This window comes from Chitinophagales bacterium, from assembly GCA_020635995.1.
Taxonomy (GTDB): domain Bacteria; phylum Bacteroidota; class Bacteroidia; order Chitinophagales; family UBA8649; genus JAFMKE01.
Genome location: JACJYS010000005.1, coordinates 49,040 through 64,953 on the forward strand (window position 1 = coordinate 49,040; position 15,914 = coordinate 64,953).

Consider the following 15,914-nt stretch of genomic DNA (forward strand, 5'->3'; position numbering starts at 1 on the left):
AGCAAATTTACGGATAGTTATAGTAATTTCCATTATTATAAACTTTCCATTTCACATTATCTAAACGATAAACAACTGTATGATTAAATAATTCAAAATCTGTTGCTATTTCTTTAGAAAATGAGGTCGTTTCTCCATTAAACATACCTTTTAAATAGCCATAATTATCTCTAAAAACTACAATATCGTTATCTAACTGAAATTTTGTAGGCGTATAAGGTGCTAATCGGCTTACTTTTCCTTTATAAAAACAATAAAAATTACCAAAATCATCGGTGTAAACCATTACATTTTCTTTTATAAGCACATCTTTTGGTTTTATACTCATTAATTCTATTGTTTCTCCTTTGTACCATACTTTAAACTGCTCCATATCATCTATATAAGCTACAAACTCCTCTCCCACTTCATACCAACTTGGCTTTTGATACATTAAAGTATTCGTTTCTCCTTTATACCATACTATAAAATCGTTTAAATTGCTTACATAAGCCAGTATATCTTTAGATGTTTTATAAGTAAATGGCGGATTACTTTCTAAAAAGGTAACTTCTCCTTCGTAAAATATTTTAAAAATATTGTTATTGTCCAAATAAACAATGGTATTATCTCCTGCTTTTATTTGATTAACTGCCCACTGCCCTATTATATATGTGGAGTCTTGATAATAAACTTTAAACTCTCCATACATATTTGTAAAACACAATATTTCATCTCCCAATGCAAAATTAGTTTCTACCCACGGGCATAAAAACTGTACTTTGCCGTTTTCTAATATCCAAAGTTGTTCATCTACAAAATAAGCTAAAATATTATCCTTAGCATAAAACTTAGGATTAACAATATTCATGTCTTTTTGTTCGCCATTGGTAGAAATAATAAATCGGTTGTTGTTTCTAATATAAGCCACATAATCTTTACCGTATTTAGCTTCTACTATTGGTATAAATTCAGCTTTTACAATTCTATCTTCGCTAAAAATATTAAAATAGTTCCAGTTTTTATCTGTAAAATATGCTGTTTGACCTTGGCTTAGCAGAAAGACTACTAAACTTAAAAATAGAAAAAAATGTTTCATATATATAGTATAATCATAAAAAAGGCGAGATGGTTTCATCTCGCCTTAATTTATTTCAATTATTTTGCCAAAATTTATTCTATAGATTCCGGCTCTTGAGCTTCATATTCAACTTCTATTGGTAATTCTGCTGCACTATTGTTAACTAATTTAAACTCAACACGTCTGTTTTTAGCTCTTCCTTCCGGATTATCAGAACCGTCAGGATTTTCATTTGGTGCAATTGGTTTGCTTTCTCCAAAGCCACTTGTTCTAATTCTTGCTTCTTCAATTCCTTTTTCTACTAAGTAATCCTTAGCTGCATTAGCTCTTCTTTCTGACAATGCTTGGTTATAAGCATCAGAACCTTTGCTATCTGTATGTCCTTCTACACTTACGTTTAATTCTTTGTATTTGTTCATTAACACAATAACAGAATCCATTTCATCTTGATACATTTCTCTAATATCATTTTTATCAAATGCAAAATAAACATTTTCTACTACGGCTTTGCCTATAGGACGCATTACTAAAGTTTTCAGTATGGTATCGCCTTCAGAAGCTAAAAATTCATCAGCAGATAAAGTTTCTATGCTTGGCCAGTAACCTTCTTTATTTCCATTCACTTTATAACTTGCTTCTTCTATTAAGAAATATATTGGGTTACTACCACTAACGCCTTCTCCCATAGGGTCAAATTCATTACTTCCCATTACTTTATACAATCCTAAATCAACACCATTTACTACTGCACCTTTAGTATCTACAGCTTTTACAGCTATATATTTATCAGTTTTAAGTGTTACTTTAAAAATATCATCACAGCAAGTTTCGCCTCTATCTGAAGTAGTGCCTGGTCTGTTTGAAACTAAATATCCTTTTGAACCGGCAGTATTTAAAGCTAAGTATAAATCATCGGCACTTGAGTTTATTGGAGCTCCTAAGTTTACAACTTCGTCAGACCAATTATCAATATTACCTTCCAATTTAAATACATCTAAACCTCCATATCCCGGATGTCCTTCTGAACTAAAATAAAGTATTTGATTAGTAACATCATAATGAGGTGTCATATCGTCCCATTTCGTGTTTACTGTATTGCCCATATTTACAGCACTTCCTAATTCTCCGTCTTTTCCTACTGTAGCATAAAAAATATCCATACCACCTTTACTACCTGTTCTATTAGATGCAAAATATAACACTTCATTTCCATCTTCATCTTGCCCTAATGCCGGTTGAGTAGTAGAAGCACCTTTTCTGTTTATAGCTAAAAACTCAGGGTCTGACCAGCTATTACCTTGTTTTTTACTTCTATATATATTACATGTCATGGCTGTAGCGTTATCTTCTGTACACTGTGTGTAGTACAATGTTTTTCCATCGTAAGAGAATACCCCATTTCCATTATGTTTTTCATCTACATTTATATTTTCCGGTAATAAATTTTCTGACCAAGCTCCATTTTGGTTGCTTGATAAAAATAATTTAGAATAATAATCTTTCCCTTCATCCCAAGCTTCTTCTCTATTTACAGCTCTCGGTTCTGTAATAGCAGACATTAATACAGTATTATCATCTACATATTTAGGTGCAAAATCTTGTAATTCATGGTTAATACCAGGAACTACATCTACTTCTGCTTCTTCTTTTTCGCCTTCTAAAGATTTAGCTAACTCAATACCTTCTATCTCAATTTTAGCTCTTCTTTTTAACGGAGCTAAAACACCATCTTTATCTTTAGCATCTTTAGTATCTCCTAAAAATTTTTCAAAACTATCTTTGGCTTTATCGTATTCTCCTTGATTTTTTTGCATTAAAGCTTCATAAAATTTAGCTTCCGGCCATGATTTTTCGCTTAGCTCAATGGTTTTTCCATACCATTTTTCTGCTTGTTTATAATCGTTAAGTTGTCTATTGGTTTCAGCCAACTTAAATGTTACGTTTGAGTTATTTTCTTTCTTCTGCTGAACTTCTTCAAAATAATCTACTGCGTTATAATAACTACCTTCTTCGTATAAATTTTCAGCTAATTTCATCTTCTTTGACGTGGCACAAGAAGATATAGTTAAAATAGCTACTCCTAATAAAAAGATATAATTTAGTTTCATGTTTAGTTTTGTTTAGAATCTTGGGTTGAACAAATATGTGTTTGTAGTAACTGATTTATTTTTGTAAGGACCGATATAACTAACTGCTATTTCAAATGCGTTAGGCATACGTGCTCCAGTATCGTTTTTCAAATCTTTTCCAAAAGCTCCTGTTCCTATATCATAAGCTCCTGATAATCTGAAATTTTCAAAATCAAATCCTGCTTTCGCTATTACAGCAACATCCCATCTGTACCAAGCACCTAAGAATATTTTAGCTGTTTTCTCTTTTTTTGTTAATAACTTATATCCAAAAGTAGAACCAAAGTTTATTTCTTTAGTTTTTACTGTAGTTTGGTATAATGCACCTGGTAGTATTAACCATTTCTTTTTAATTTCAAACTCAAAACCTCCATGTGCTACATGTCTAAATGGCGTTTGATTATCTTTTGTTGTTATAAAATCATCTTTATGGCGTAATACATTAAAGAATGAGTACCCTGCATAAAAAGTCATCCAATCTGTAAACTTTGCATCAAACAAAGCTCCAGCAGTCATATCAACAGAGTTAACAGCTTTTTGATTAGTTAAATTCATATCATCATAACCTGGTAAACCACCACTCAAAATATCTTCTTCAAAAAGATAATCTCCATTTATTTGTCTATTTCCATATACACCCTGCAAACCTAAAGCTAAATGATATCTGTTATTTTTATCTAAACCTTTATGGTAAGCTAAGCTTAAGCCCGCTTTTAAAGTATTTAAACCTCCTACTTTATCGTAAAATACCATTGCTCCAACACCCAAAGCGTCTGTTTTAAGTTTGTTTTTAAGCAATGAAAAATCTACCGAAAATGAAGGTGTCATATATGGTAGTGGATTATTGCTAACAGCATTTCTATATTGGTCTCGGTATATAGCATTTACACGCCAAAGCCCATCAAACTTACCTGTAAGAGCAGGGTTTAGTGTTAATGGCGAAGCATAATACTGCGAAAAATGAATGTCTTGAGCTTCAAGATGATTTGTAGCCAGAAATGTAAATAACACCGCCAGCAGGGTAAATAGTCTTATTTTCATGTTTATAGTAGTTTTTATTAATTAATTCAATTTTTATCTAAACAAGCTTACAGAGCCCGAAATTATATAATTTTCTGTTATTTTATCAATTACTATGTAATAGTTATAAACATCCACTGGTTGATCTTCCCCTTGGAATGTTCCGTCCCATCCATTATCGTTATTATATTGATAAACTAACTCTCCCCACCTGTTATAAACGTTAAATGTAGTTACATTAGAATTATTATCCAAATAAACTGGGAAAAATAAATCATTTTTTCCATCTCCATTAGGTGAAAAGGCATTTGGCATCTCCGGATTGGATACTTCTATCACATAAACTGTGGTAGAATCTGTTTCAATACAAGAGAAATTATCTCCATTATTTAATACAAACTGATTAATAATATCAACACTTACGGAGTTTAATCCTGCACTATCGGCACTAAAAGTATTTCCATTAAATCTACTAGCCGGATACCAAACATAATCTGTATTATCTAAGGAATTAACTACTTGATATTCGTGAGTTTGATTAATTACCAATGTATCTAATGCTTCAATTTGTCCGTTATTACAAGCAGTTGTAACGGTATATTCAGTAAGTGACTCACATCCATTTACGTCCACAGTTCTTATACCGTAAGTTGCATTAACACCACTAGTCAGGGTTACAGGTCCCGGAGCTGGGTTTATATTGCCATTCCAATAAACTCTATCTAAAGCTACTCCATTTTCAACTATTGCATCAAAATCTATTACTACCGTATCATTACAACATAGAACATTTCTTACTAAGTCTGTATTTAAAGTAGCTGGGTTTGCAATATTTACTTGTATATCTGTAGATCTTGAACATCCTAAAGCATCGGTAATCGTTAAGGTGTATAAACCCGTTGTATTTACCACTATGGAAGATCCTGTACCTGTTTCGGGTCCCGTCCATACCATATCATAAGATGAAGCGGCATTAGTTAATAAGGTAACAGGTTCATCTAAACAAGTACCTACTTGACTTGCTCCTCCATTTAAAATAGGTGCATCTATTTCATTAACGGTAACTGTTACTTGTCCATTAACGGTACAATTAGTTAACTCTACATCAACATTATAAGTTGTAGTGGTACTTGGGTATGCTGTTGGATTAAAAATAGTGTCATTAGATAAGGAACTATTATTGGGTGTCCAGACCGGATTAGAACCTCCATTAGCAAATAATTGAACAGTATCACCTTCACAAATTGTAGTATCATTAGAAACTGTTAATGAACCCGCAAAATTAATCTCTAAAGAATCTATAGTAGTACAAGAGCCGTCACTCACTTCTAAATAAACAGTAGTAACGGTATTTACTTCATCTGTTATAATTGGATTTTGAATAGTATCATCATTAAATGTCCATGCAGGATTTGAACTCCATTGATAACTAATTGGTGCATAACCGGCAGGAACATAATCTGTTTTAAATCTCACATTTGGTCTATCATTACTTGCAAATGGAGCATTTAAAGAACATCCACTTGCTCCGTCTGTAACATCATAAACTGCGGTATTCTGAACAGTTTCGGTATAGTAAACAGCATCATTATTTGTCCAATCATTATTATCAAAACAAGCTTGAACTATAATATTAGAAACACCGTCCCACGTAAAGTTGGTAGAAAAATTATGCCAATTCCATCCTAAATGTTCATTGTAGGTAGAACTTGGGGCTACAGTAACAAAGCCTGTAGTAACAAAGCCTGTCATAGCTGTAAGATTACTATGTGCCATTGAAATTGTAAATCCACTATATGGCATTGTAGAGTTTGAGGTAGCTACTTGAAACGCTATCCCTGATAAATTATCTCCTGCTACTAATCCTTGAGCACTTAATTCTGAGGCATAAAATAAATACTGTAATCTGGCATCTTCCCAAAGTCCTCTGTAAGGAGTATATGTAGTAGTAGATAAAACAGAATCTGTTCCAATTTGTATTACAGAATCTTTAGGTTGCAATAAAGTAGTTGTAGAAGCTGCTCCATAAAGCTGTATATTATCATCTGGACAAGACAATGCTATATCATCAGACAATGAATCTATAGTTATAGTATCAACATTAACATAAACTGTTGCACTTGTGGTACAAAATCCATCTTGCATGTTTACTGTATATTCTATATCTCCTTCAGGTGTGCTGGTAACTGTAGCCCCAGACGTAGAACTCAACCATGTAGGAGGAGTCCAAGTATAATTTGGATTTACAGGTGGACTTAAAGGGATATAGCTAAAGCTTGTTTGAGAAATTGTAAAACTAGTACTATTCAAAGAATCAATTGCATACCCCTCAGTTCCTGTGCCGTTTTCAATTCCTTGTGTCATTGTTGCAAATGTTCCATCATTTTGAACATCAATATTATTTATTACAACAGTACCATTTTCATATAAAATAACTTGTACAGAAACTGTATTTGAACTACCAAAATGATTTACACCAATAAAGTTAAAAACCACATATCTGTTAGGTGCTGTTCCGCCTGTATAATAGCTTGCTGTTCCACCTGAACTAAAGTTCAAATCATCCCATAACCAAGCTATAATGTTATTTGGTAAATTGGTTGAAGGAATAATAGTATTACCTATGTATGCTGAAGCTAATGAATTAAAACTTATAAAACCATTAGAACTCAAATAAACTTCGTTATATCCTGTTCCAAAAAAAGGAAAGTTAAACCCTAAGCTAATAGGTCCAACAGTCGTTTCATCGCCTAATCCTGTTATGGTTGTACCTCCTGTTGTTGACATTAAATTATAAGATGATTCAACCAATATATATGCAGGAGCATCTGGACTAATTCCTACAGTTAAATCTACAGAAGACCCCTCACATACTGTTGGGTTTTGAGGCGTTACGGCTATAGGTAAGCCTACACCTTGAACCTGTAATAATACTGAATCTTGAATAACACATCCACTATCTGAAGTTACTGTAGCTACATATTGTGTAGTTATCATAGGAGATGCCGTAACATTATTTCCTGTAGAATCATTTAATGTACCTACATTATTCCATTCTACTGAAGCTATAGAAACAGAACTTGGAGTAGTAGTAAGCATTATTTCTTCTGAACCATTTGCACATATTGTATCTAATTGATTAAAATGAATATTAAATGAGTCTTCAACAAATACCATCATACTATCTACACCACAATCAGAAGTAATGAAATATTCAGTATCTTGAGTAGGATTAACATAAGGATTAGGAACTGAAGGATCACTTAATCCCGCTGTAGGACTCCATGATACTGTAGCCCACGGTGCTACGCCTGTTGCATTAATTTGTCTGCCTATTCCTCCACACGAAACTAAAAAGTCTGGTCCAGCGTCAGTTGGATTCATATATACAGTAGCTGTAGTACTACAAGTGTCATCTATCAAATTGGTATAATAGTATGTGGTAGTATTAGTACCGGTAGGCACAAATTCTATAGGATTATCAAATAAAAAATTCCAGTTTTCATCAAAAAACCCATAAGTAGGGTCTGCTAAAAACACTTGAACATTATCTAAACCCCAGTGGTCAAAATTTTCTGTTGAACTAAATATTTGAGACCATTGAATTTGAGTTGAATTAGTTTGTGCTCCCACAGGAATAGGGAAACAATATGTGGCCCACTGAGTAAATGGAGTTTGCCCAGAAGCTCCCGGTGCTGTTGATGCATTACCCGGATTAGAAACCCAAATACCCGGTCCCCAGCCATTTCCACTTGGGTCAACAGAAGTTCCATTTGGAATAAAATAAGCAATATCTATCCAAGTAGTACCTCCGTCTATTGAATATTGCAAAGAAACGCCTTCGTCTGGTTCGTCTGGACCTTCTGTGGGCGTTGGATCACTTTGTACGGCATATACTAAATCAAAACATATTTGACCTCCATAAGTTAAATCTAATCCTATAGAAGTTAAATTTCTTGGTACATCCGCTTGGTCTCCCATCCATAAATAAGTATCATTAGTTAAACTTGGAATATACGGATTGTCAAACTGTGCTGAACTTGTAGCTTGCCACCCAGGACCCGCATTTCCTAAATTAAAGTCATTATTTAAGGCATAATCTGCAAAACCACTTAAAAATATTTTAGCAGTATCGCCACAATCTAAGGTATCTGCCAAAGGAACAGCATTTACAACACACTGAGCATTAACTTTCCCTATAAAAAAATATGATGATACTATTACAAGTAATAAAGTGTAAATCTTTTTCATGTTTCCTAATTTTTATTTAACATTTACTGAAAAATCAACTAATTTTCCTACAAATGCATTTTGGTGTTTTGTAATAGAATGATCAAAAATACACAAATTCTTTCTATAAAACTCTTCACAAGTTCCTTCTATAGATGAATTAGCAGGAATTGAAACACTATAAAACTTAGTGTCTTTCTTCTTTTCAGTATTGGCATTGCCATAATCCAAAGCTAAGGTATATTCCAAAGCTAAAGTTTCAGATGTTTTATTTTCAAACTTCAGCAATATATAATCGTAATCAAACCCTTGATTAGATTTACATACAGAATGTTTGTAAGTAATTGTATAATTTTTATTATCTTCTATATTTACCCAGTCATCACTATTATTAGTTTGACTAAATGCTACAGATATTAATAAAAAGAAAGAAAAAAGTAAAGTAATTTTTAATTTCATACTTATGTATATTGTTTAAGTAGGCAAAGTTAACAAAAAAGTAATAAATACTACTATCTTCTTTAAAGATTAATTAATCTAATATTTTGTGTGAAAAATTACAAAAAAGTACAGTAAAATATGCTTATTCAATTTTTGAACTTATATTTGCAAAATTATTTCTAATTAAAAAAACTTAACAATGAAAAAACTTAGTTTACTATTTATGTTGTTTGGAATAACAACAATGACTTTTTTATCAAGCTGTGGTGATTCTACAAACGCAGGGGAAGATGCACCCTTATTAACGGTTACACCTTCTGAAAGTGGTAATGTAGTGGAAGGTACAGTTGTAACTGTAGAAGTAAGTGCCGGACAAAATCCAACTTCTAAAAAAGATTTGAAAACATTAACTGTTGCAACACCAGGTACAGATACTACTATCACTATTAATGCACCAACTTATTCAGTTACTTTTAATGTAACCGCTCCTCAAGAAGGACAAAGTGATACTTACACTTTCACTCTAACAGACAAAGCTGATGTATCAACTACTAAATCTTTTACGTTAACAGGTACAAGTAGCTCAACAGGTACAAACTTTGGTGCTGAAATTTCCGGTGCATTTTTCCACATTGGTGGTACAGAAAAAGGTGCTTATGATTTAGTAGCAGAAACTCAATTAGCTGCAAGTGCTAATGATGCTAACAAAGATATGCTAAATTCAGATATAGCCGGAGATCCTTTTTCGGGTTCTTGGAAAACAGGAACAGGCAATGGAACAAGATATGTAAAAGCTAATTCTTTTGATTATGCTAATGGAACGGTAGAAGATGCTACTACTTACTATAATAGTGGTGCTAATATTTTATCTCAAGCTCAAAATCCACAAGCCGGGGATATCTTTATTGCAAAATTAAGAGGCGGGAATGATTATGCTTTAATAAAAGTAGTATCTATTGATCCTAACGATAATACTTGCGGTTGTGGTAACAAAGGGAAAATAACATTTAGTTTTAAAAAATCTAATTAAATAAATACACGCAATTAAAAGTTGTGCTAAAAAATTAACATTGGCATAGCTTTTGATTGTACCTTTGTATTCAATTCATAAAACAAAAAAAAATAACAATGAAAAAAATTAGTTTATTAATGATGTTGTTTGGAATAGCAACAATGACTTTTTTATCAAGCTGTGATCCTTCTGGAGATAGCGATGTAACACCTTTATTAACTGTTACACCTTCTGAAAGTGGTAATGTAGTAGAAGGTACAGTTGTAACTGTAGAAGTAAGTGCCGGACAAAATCCAAGTTCTAAAAAAGATTTAAAAACTTTGGTAATTACAAAACCAGGTACAGATACTACTATCACTATTAATGCAGCTACTTATGCTGGAACTTTCACATTTGTAGCACCATTAGCTCCACAAAGTGATACTTACACTTTCACTTTAACTGATAAAGCTGATGAAGTAGCTACTAAATCTTTTAGCTTAACAGGTACTAGTGGTACAACTACTACTCCGTTAGGTTCTGCTACACCTTTTACATGGCAAAGAGTAGGCGGTAGTGCTGGTACTGGATTATCTCAATTTGGATTATCTTGGACTTCAAATACTTCTACAAGTGCTATTATAGCTGACGCAGCAGATAAGTTGGTAGTTTTATCTTCTTCTCAGTGGTCTTCATTAACTACTCAAGAAGATTTACAAGCAGCTATTGACGCTGGTACAGGAGTTGCTCAATACACAGGAGTTTCTTCTCAACAAAATGGAACTTATGATGACGTTTTGGGTACTAAAAACGGAAGTAACTACTACTTAATTCATGTAACTAGTGGTCAAGTTTCAACTTCTGGTTCAGGTACTACTATTACTATTACAGGTAATTACAAAGAATAATAAATTCTTAATTTCATATCAAAACCCGAGCAACTTGCTCGGGTTTTTTGTTTATATTAACACCATATTTATTACTTTGGCACACTACTTGAACTTATCTTTGCAACTAAACTTTTAATAGTTATGAAAACCTTAAAAAATATAACAACCATCATTGCCGCTTTTCTAATTGCAAATATTAGCCAAGCTCAAGAAGGATATGATTATTCTGATAACATTAGAGTACTTTACGGTAGAGTTTTTAATGGCGATACCATTCCTATGGTTACTGTGCCAGAAGTGCAAGTAACTTACTATAAATTTAAAGACCAAAAAGAAGAATATTGGTACAACTACTATTTGAAAAGGGTAAAAAAAGTATATCCTTACTACCAAATTGCCAACCAAGTGGTAGATGAATTGGAATACGAAAAAAACAACTCTAATAAAAGAGGCTACAATAAATACAAGAAAAACCGTAAGCAAGAGTTGATGAAAGAGTTTGAAAAAGAACTTAGAGATTTAAAAGTTTCAGAAGGTAAAGTACTGGTTAAAATGATAAACAGAGAAACGGGTATCAATTTTTACGACTTAATTAAAGAATACAACTCTGGCATTAAAGCGTGGACATATAATATAGTAGCCAATAGATATGACTATGACCTTAAAGAAGTTTACGACCCTAATAAGGAAGAAAACAGAATGCTTGAATTAGCTATTAAGCAGGTATTAGATAATAATTAGCCTGTTTTACAATTTCATCTGTATTAATATCATTCATACATTTAAAATGTTTTTTAGGGCATTCCTTATAGCCTATTTTAGAGCAAGGTTTACAACTTAAATCTTCTACTTGAATTATTTTATAATTCTCTTTATCCATATATGGATACATTCCCAGTTCGGGCACAGTATTTCCCCATATAGTAATCATATTTTTATTAAATGCCGCTCCTATGTGCATTAAGCCGGTATCGTGGGTTATTAAAAGCTGAGCTTGTTTTACTACCCATGCCGATTGGTTCAAATTTAATTTGCCACAAGCCGTAACAACTTGCTGATTGGTTGTATGCCTAACTATCTCCTCTCCTCGTGCTAAATCTTCTAAGCCACCTAAAAGTATAATAGGCTGATTTAGCTTATTGCAAATCTCTATAATTTTTGTGTAAGGCAATCTTTTAGTGAAAAATTTAGCTCCAATAGCTATAGCTATATAATTATCTCCCACTTCTAGGAACATCTCGCTTACCTTAATTTCATCTTTTTTAGGAATAAAAAAGTCTAAACCTTTGCTATCGTTTTTTACTCCTAAAGTTTTAGCTGTGTATAAATATCTATCTACTATATGGTTGTACTTAGGCAGTTTGTCTATTTTAAACTGTGTGAGCAACCATTTTTCAAAATTGAGTTTATTTACCGTTTTACTCTTTATTCTTAATCTAAATTTAATAATTTGAGTACGTACATTATTGTGCAAATCAATAATTAAATCAAAATTCTCTCTGCTCAATTCTACAATAAGTTCCTTAATATCTTTATCTAAAGCGTGTACTTTATCTACATAAGGGTTAGATGCCACAATTCCTGCATAAGATTTTTTAGTGGCATAATGTATTCTTACATCAGGTACTTGTTCTTTTACGCACCTAAGCACAGGCGATGTTAGTACAATATCGCCAATAGAGCTAAATCGCAATATCAGTATTTTCATAAAAGCAAATAGGTTTAGGTTTGGTTTTTTGTTGCTTTACATTTAATACGAGATATTACTCGGCACTTGTTTCACTTAAAACGGTAGCGGAGTATTGGTGGTTGGCTATATTATTTACCATAGATATTATTTCGTCTTTTGTTACTACATTATTATCAAAAGATACGGTAGCCGTGCTATCTTCATAAACTACATCTGCTACTGCCACACCGGCCATATCGTTTAGTTCTTTTTCTATCAATCCTGCACAGCCTATTTCGCACACCATGCCACTAATAGCCAGCTTTGCTTCATCATTAGGCGTAACGGCTACTTTTTCTACCGCCACTTCTTCTTCATTGTGCTTTGCATTTTTATCGCAAGACTTTTGCGAACATGAAAATAAAGTTAAAGAAGTAACAACAACTAACAATAGATTTTTAAACATTCTCATAAATTCTTATTTTGTGCAAAGTTAAGAAATTTAAAAATAGGCTTAAGTTTTTTAACACCAAGCAAATGAAAATAAATGTGAAATATGAAAATTAAATTTTGTGGTGCAGCAGGCACCGTTACAGGAAGTAGTCATTTAATAACTTTAGATGATGGCTTTAAAATACTTTTAGACTGTGGGCTTTACCAAGGCAATGAAAGCAAATACGAAAATTTTAACTACACGTGGGCTTTCAACCCTGCCGAAATAGATGTACTTATACTTTCTCATGCCCACATAGACCACTGCGGTAGAATACCAAAATTTGTAGCTGACGGATACAATAAAGACATTATTTGCACCCACGCCACCAGAAATTTGGCAAATATTATGCTATTAGATAGCGGCTATATACAAGAAAAAGATGTAAGCTATATAAATGAAAGAAGAAAAAGAAAAGGGCTTCCTTCTGTTGAGCCACTTTACACCGTAGCAGAAGCAAAAAAATGTGCAGAAAACTTTGTGGGAATAGGTTATAACAAATGGCATTCTATACATAAAAATGTAGAGGTAAAATTTGTAGATGCCGGACATATTTTAGGAAGTGCCAGCGTAACGCTTCGTATAAAACAAGAGGACGGAAGCTATAAAACTATAGGTTTTAGTGGCGATATAGGCAGACCGCACCGCCCAATTTTAAGAGACCCTCAATTAATGCCACAGGTAGATTATCTTATCTGCGAATCTACTTATGGCGGAGAAGAACACAGCTCTTTGCCTAACGATAAAACCGATTTATTGAGAATAATAAGAGAAGCTTGTGTAAATAGAAGAGGGAAACTAATAATACCCGCTTTTAGCGTAGGTAGAACACAAGAGTTGGTTTATATGATGGATCAACTGAGTAATGAAGGTTTATTGCCTAATATTCCTGTATTTGTAGATAGTCCTTTAGCTATAGATGCTACCGAAATTTATATGCTACACCCCGAATGCTATGATTTTGATTTATTAGAATACATGGCTAACGACCCTAATCCATTTGGTTTTAGAAAACTAAAATATACACGTAGTGTAGCAGACTCAAAAGCTATAAACAATGTAAAAGGACCAGCCATAATTATAAGTGCCAGCGGTATGATGAGTGCCGGCAGAGTAAAACACCATTTAAGTAATAATATAGAAGACCCAAGCACCACCATATTAGTAGTAGGTTATTGTGCCGAAGGAACTTTAGGCAGAAGAATACGAGATGGAGAAAAGGAAGTACGTATTTTTGGAGAAACGAAAGCCGTAAATGCCCATGTGGAAATAATGGATTCTTTTAGTGCCCATGGCGACAACAGTGAAATGCTTGACTTTTTAGAAAATCAAGATAGAGAAAAACTAAAAACTATTTTTTTAGTACATGGCGAACCAAAAAAACAGCAAGCTTTTAAAGAAAGTTTGCACAGCAAAGGCTTTAAACACATAGAAATACCGGAGTTGAGAGATGTGGTAAAGTTGTATTAACAATTGATATTAAGTATTCTACAAGGGGTTGAAACCCCTTGGGTTATTGTATTTCTCCAAGGGGTTTCAACCCCTTGGATTATCGTATTCTTATTTCGCCAGTTTGTTATACACTTTCTTCTTTCAAAAATTAATATTTTGTTGCCCTTAAAAAAAGTAAAAAATTCTGAACGATTGGAGAGTTCAGAACTTTAAATATATATTTGTACCATGAGAAAAGACCCAATAGATAAACTATTAGTAATTCCTATTACCCGTTTTATGAATAATTCTACAACCAGTGGAATTTTACTATTTGCATCGGCTGTGCTTGCGTTAATATTAGCAAACTCTCCCTTAAAAGATGTGTACCATCACTTTTGGGAAAACACTTTTTCTATCGGTTTTGGAGATTTTGTTGTTTCTAAATCTCTCCATCATTGGATAAATGACGGCTTAATGTCAATTTTCTTTTTTGTGGTAGGTTTAGAACTAAAAAGAGAGGTAATGGCGGGCGAACTTTCAAGACCTAAAGATGCCATTTTACCCCTTTTTGCTGGATTGGGCGGTATGATTGTTCCCGCGTTATTATATTTAATTTTTAATTCATCGGGAGAAACATCTACCGGCTGGGGAATACCTATGGCTACAGATATTGCTTTTGCCTTAGGCATACTTTATATGCTGGGAAATAAAGTGCCTGTTTCACTAAAAGTATTTTTAACTGCTTTAGCCATAGCCGATGATTTAGGAGCAGTATTAGTTATAGCGTTTTTCTATACTTCTCACATTTCTATGGTAAGCCTTTTAATTGGAGGGGGATTTTTATTGGTACTCATACTTGCCAATATTTTAGGCGTGCGTAATACCTTGTTTTACGGAATTGTAGGAATAGCCGGTTTATGGTTAGCTTTTTTACTTTCTGGTATCCATGCCACTATTGCCGGTGTATTAGCAGCTCTTACTATTCCCGCAAATGTTAAAATACAAGACACAAAATTTATTGAAAAAATAAAAAGCTTAATAAGCAAATTTGAAAAAAGCACGCCAAACAATGTAACGCTGGTTACTCATGAACAATTAGAAATTTTGGAAGACATAAGATATTATTCAAAAGGAGCCATGACACCCCTACAACGCCTTGAACACGCTATGCATCCTTTAGTAGCTTTTGTGGTAATGCCCATTTTTGCCCTTGCCAATGCAGGTATTACTTTTTCTGGAGATTTCTTTAACGACTTAAGCAGCAATGTAAGTTTAGGAATTATATTTGGTTTAGCCTTAGGTAAGTTTATTGGAATTATTTCTGTTTCTAAAATCTTAGTAAAACTAAAATTTGCCACACTTCCTGAAGGTGTTAATTGGCGACAAATGTATGGCGTAGCTATGCTGGCAGGTGTAGGATTTACTATGTCGCTATTTATAACAGATTTAGCTTTTGTTAATCCTACGTATATTATTCAAGCTAAAATAGGCATTTTTATGGCTTCTATCTTATGCGGTGTTGGCGGTTATTTTACTTTACGAAAAGCATAGTTTAAC

The 15,914-nt window shown here is 33.2% G+C and carries 12 protein-coding genes; 5 read left to right on the forward strand and 7 right to left on the reverse strand.

Annotated features, from left to right (window positions below; translation table 11 throughout):
* Positions 1 to 7: 7 nt before the first annotated feature.
* From H6578_08730 to H6578_08750, 5 genes are all read right to left on the reverse strand, one after another.
* Entirely contained in the window at positions 8 to 1,078 is a 1,071-nt protein-coding gene (locus tag H6578_08730; GenBank protein MCB9227232.1) for a hypothetical protein, read from the reverse strand.
* Between the two features lie 74 nt (positions 1,079 to 1,152).
* Positions 1,153 to 3,168: an OmpA family protein gene (locus H6578_08735; GenBank protein ID MCB9227233.1), complete on the reverse strand. Its 2,016-nt coding sequence runs from the start codon at positions 3,166 to 3,168 to the stop codon at positions 1,153 to 1,155.
* 12 nt (positions 3,169 to 3,180) lie between these two features.
* A complete protein-coding gene (locus H6578_08740) occupies positions 3,181 to 4,230 on the reverse strand; it encodes a PorP/SprF family type IX secretion system membrane protein (GenBank protein MCB9227234.1) in 1,050 nt (349 codons plus the stop codon).
* 33 nt (positions 4,231 to 4,263) lie between these two features.
* On the reverse strand, positions 4,264 to 8,460 hold the full coding sequence (locus H6578_08745; protein MCB9227235.1) for a gliding motility-associated C-terminal domain-containing protein: 4,197 nt from the start codon (positions 8,458 to 8,460) through the stop codon (positions 4,264 to 4,266).
* A gap of 12 nt (positions 8,461 to 8,472) precedes the next feature.
* A complete protein-coding gene (locus tag H6578_08750) occupies positions 8,473 to 8,898 on the reverse strand; it encodes a hypothetical protein (protein ID MCB9227236.1) in 426 nt (141 codons plus the stop codon).
* Between the two features lie 181 nt (positions 8,899 to 9,079).
* On the opposite strand from H6578_08750, the gene H6578_08755 reads away from it, so the two are divergent.
* The 3 genes from H6578_08755 to H6578_08765 all read left to right on the forward strand — a co-directional run bounded on the left by H6578_08755 (position 9,080) and on the right by H6578_08765 (position 11,502).
* Entirely contained in the window at positions 9,080 to 9,910 is an 831-nt protein-coding gene (locus tag H6578_08755) for a hypothetical protein (GenBank protein ID MCB9227237.1), read from the forward strand.
* Positions 9,911 to 10,008: 98 nt separating this feature from the next.
* Positions 10,009 to 10,779, forward strand: a complete 771-nt coding sequence (locus tag H6578_08760) for a hypothetical protein (GenBank protein MCB9227238.1) — start codon at positions 10,009 to 10,011, stop codon at positions 10,777 to 10,779.
* 123 nt (positions 10,780 to 10,902) lie between these two features.
* Positions 10,903 to 11,502, forward strand: coding sequence for a DUF4294 domain-containing protein (locus H6578_08765; GenBank protein MCB9227239.1), 600 nt, complete (start codon positions 10,903 to 10,905; stop codon positions 11,500 to 11,502).
* On the opposite strand, the gene H6578_08770 is transcribed toward H6578_08765, so the two are convergent.
* A complete protein-coding gene (locus H6578_08770; GenBank protein ID MCB9227240.1) occupies positions 11,477 to 12,469 on the reverse strand; it encodes a glycosyltransferase family 9 protein in 993 nt (330 codons plus the stop codon). The two genes, H6578_08765 and H6578_08770, sit on opposite strands and share 26 nt — an antisense overlap.
* 55 nt (positions 12,470 to 12,524) lie before the next feature.
* Positions 12,525 to 12,902 (reverse strand): heavy-metal-associated domain-containing protein, encoded by a 378-nt coding sequence (locus H6578_08775; GenBank protein ID MCB9227241.1) that lies wholly within the window; start codon positions 12,900 to 12,902, stop codon positions 12,525 to 12,527.
* A gap of 84 nt (positions 12,903 to 12,986) precedes the next feature.
* Here H6578_08775 and H6578_08780 point away from each other — a divergent pair, with 84 nt between their 5' ends.
* Positions 12,987 to 14,393 (forward strand): MBL fold metallo-hydrolase, encoded by a 1,407-nt coding sequence (locus H6578_08780; protein MCB9227242.1) that lies wholly within the window; start codon positions 12,987 to 12,989, stop codon positions 14,391 to 14,393.
* A 201-nt stretch (positions 14,394 to 14,594) separates the two neighbouring features.
* The gene (gene nhaA, locus H6578_08785; protein MCB9227243.1) at positions 14,595 to 15,908 is read left to right on the forward strand and encodes a Na+/H+ antiporter NhaA; all 1,314 of its coding nucleotides are present in this window, start codon (positions 14,595 to 14,597) and stop codon (positions 15,906 to 15,908) included.
* Positions 15,909 to 15,914: the final 6 nt, after the last annotated feature.

Excerpts from the sequence above, each read along its gene's own strand:
- H6578_08770 (MCB9227240.1), bottom strand. The coding sequence starts at position 12,469 with ATGAAAATACTGATATTGCGATTTAGCTCTATTGGCGATATTGTACTA.
- H6578_08765 (MCB9227239.1), top strand. The coding sequence starts at position 10,903 with ATGAAAACCTTAAAAAATATAACAACCATCATTGCCGCTTTTCTAATT.
- H6578_08760 (MCB9227238.1), top strand. The coding sequence starts at position 10,009 with ATGAAAAAAATTAGTTTATTAATGATGTTGTTTGGAATAGCAACAATG.
- H6578_08745 (MCB9227235.1), bottom strand. The coding sequence starts at position 8,460 with ATGAAAAAGATTTACACTTTATTACTTGTAATAGTATCATCATATTTT.
- H6578_08735 (MCB9227233.1), bottom strand. The coding sequence starts at position 3,168 with ATGAAACTAAATTATATCTTTTTATTAGGAGTAGCTATTTTAACTATA.
- H6578_08780 (MCB9227242.1), top strand. The coding sequence starts at position 12,987 with ATGAAAATTAAATTTTGTGGTGCAGCAGGCACCGTTACAGGAAGTAGT.
- H6578_08730 (MCB9227232.1), bottom strand. The coding sequence starts at position 1,078 with ATGAAACATTTTTTTCTATTTTTAAGTTTAGTAGTCTTTCTGCTAAGC.
- H6578_08775 (MCB9227241.1), bottom strand. The coding sequence starts at position 12,902 with ATGAGAATGTTTAAAAATCTATTGTTAGTTGTTGTTACTTCTTTAACT.
- H6578_08740 (MCB9227234.1), bottom strand. The coding sequence starts at position 4,230 with ATGAAAATAAGACTATTTACCCTGCTGGCGGTGTTATTTACATTTCTG.
- H6578_08750 (MCB9227236.1), bottom strand. The coding sequence starts at position 8,898 with ATGAAATTAAAAATTACTTTACTTTTTTCTTTCTTTTTATTAATATCT.
- H6578_08755 (MCB9227237.1), top strand. The coding sequence starts at position 9,080 with ATGAAAAAACTTAGTTTACTATTTATGTTGTTTGGAATAACAACAATG.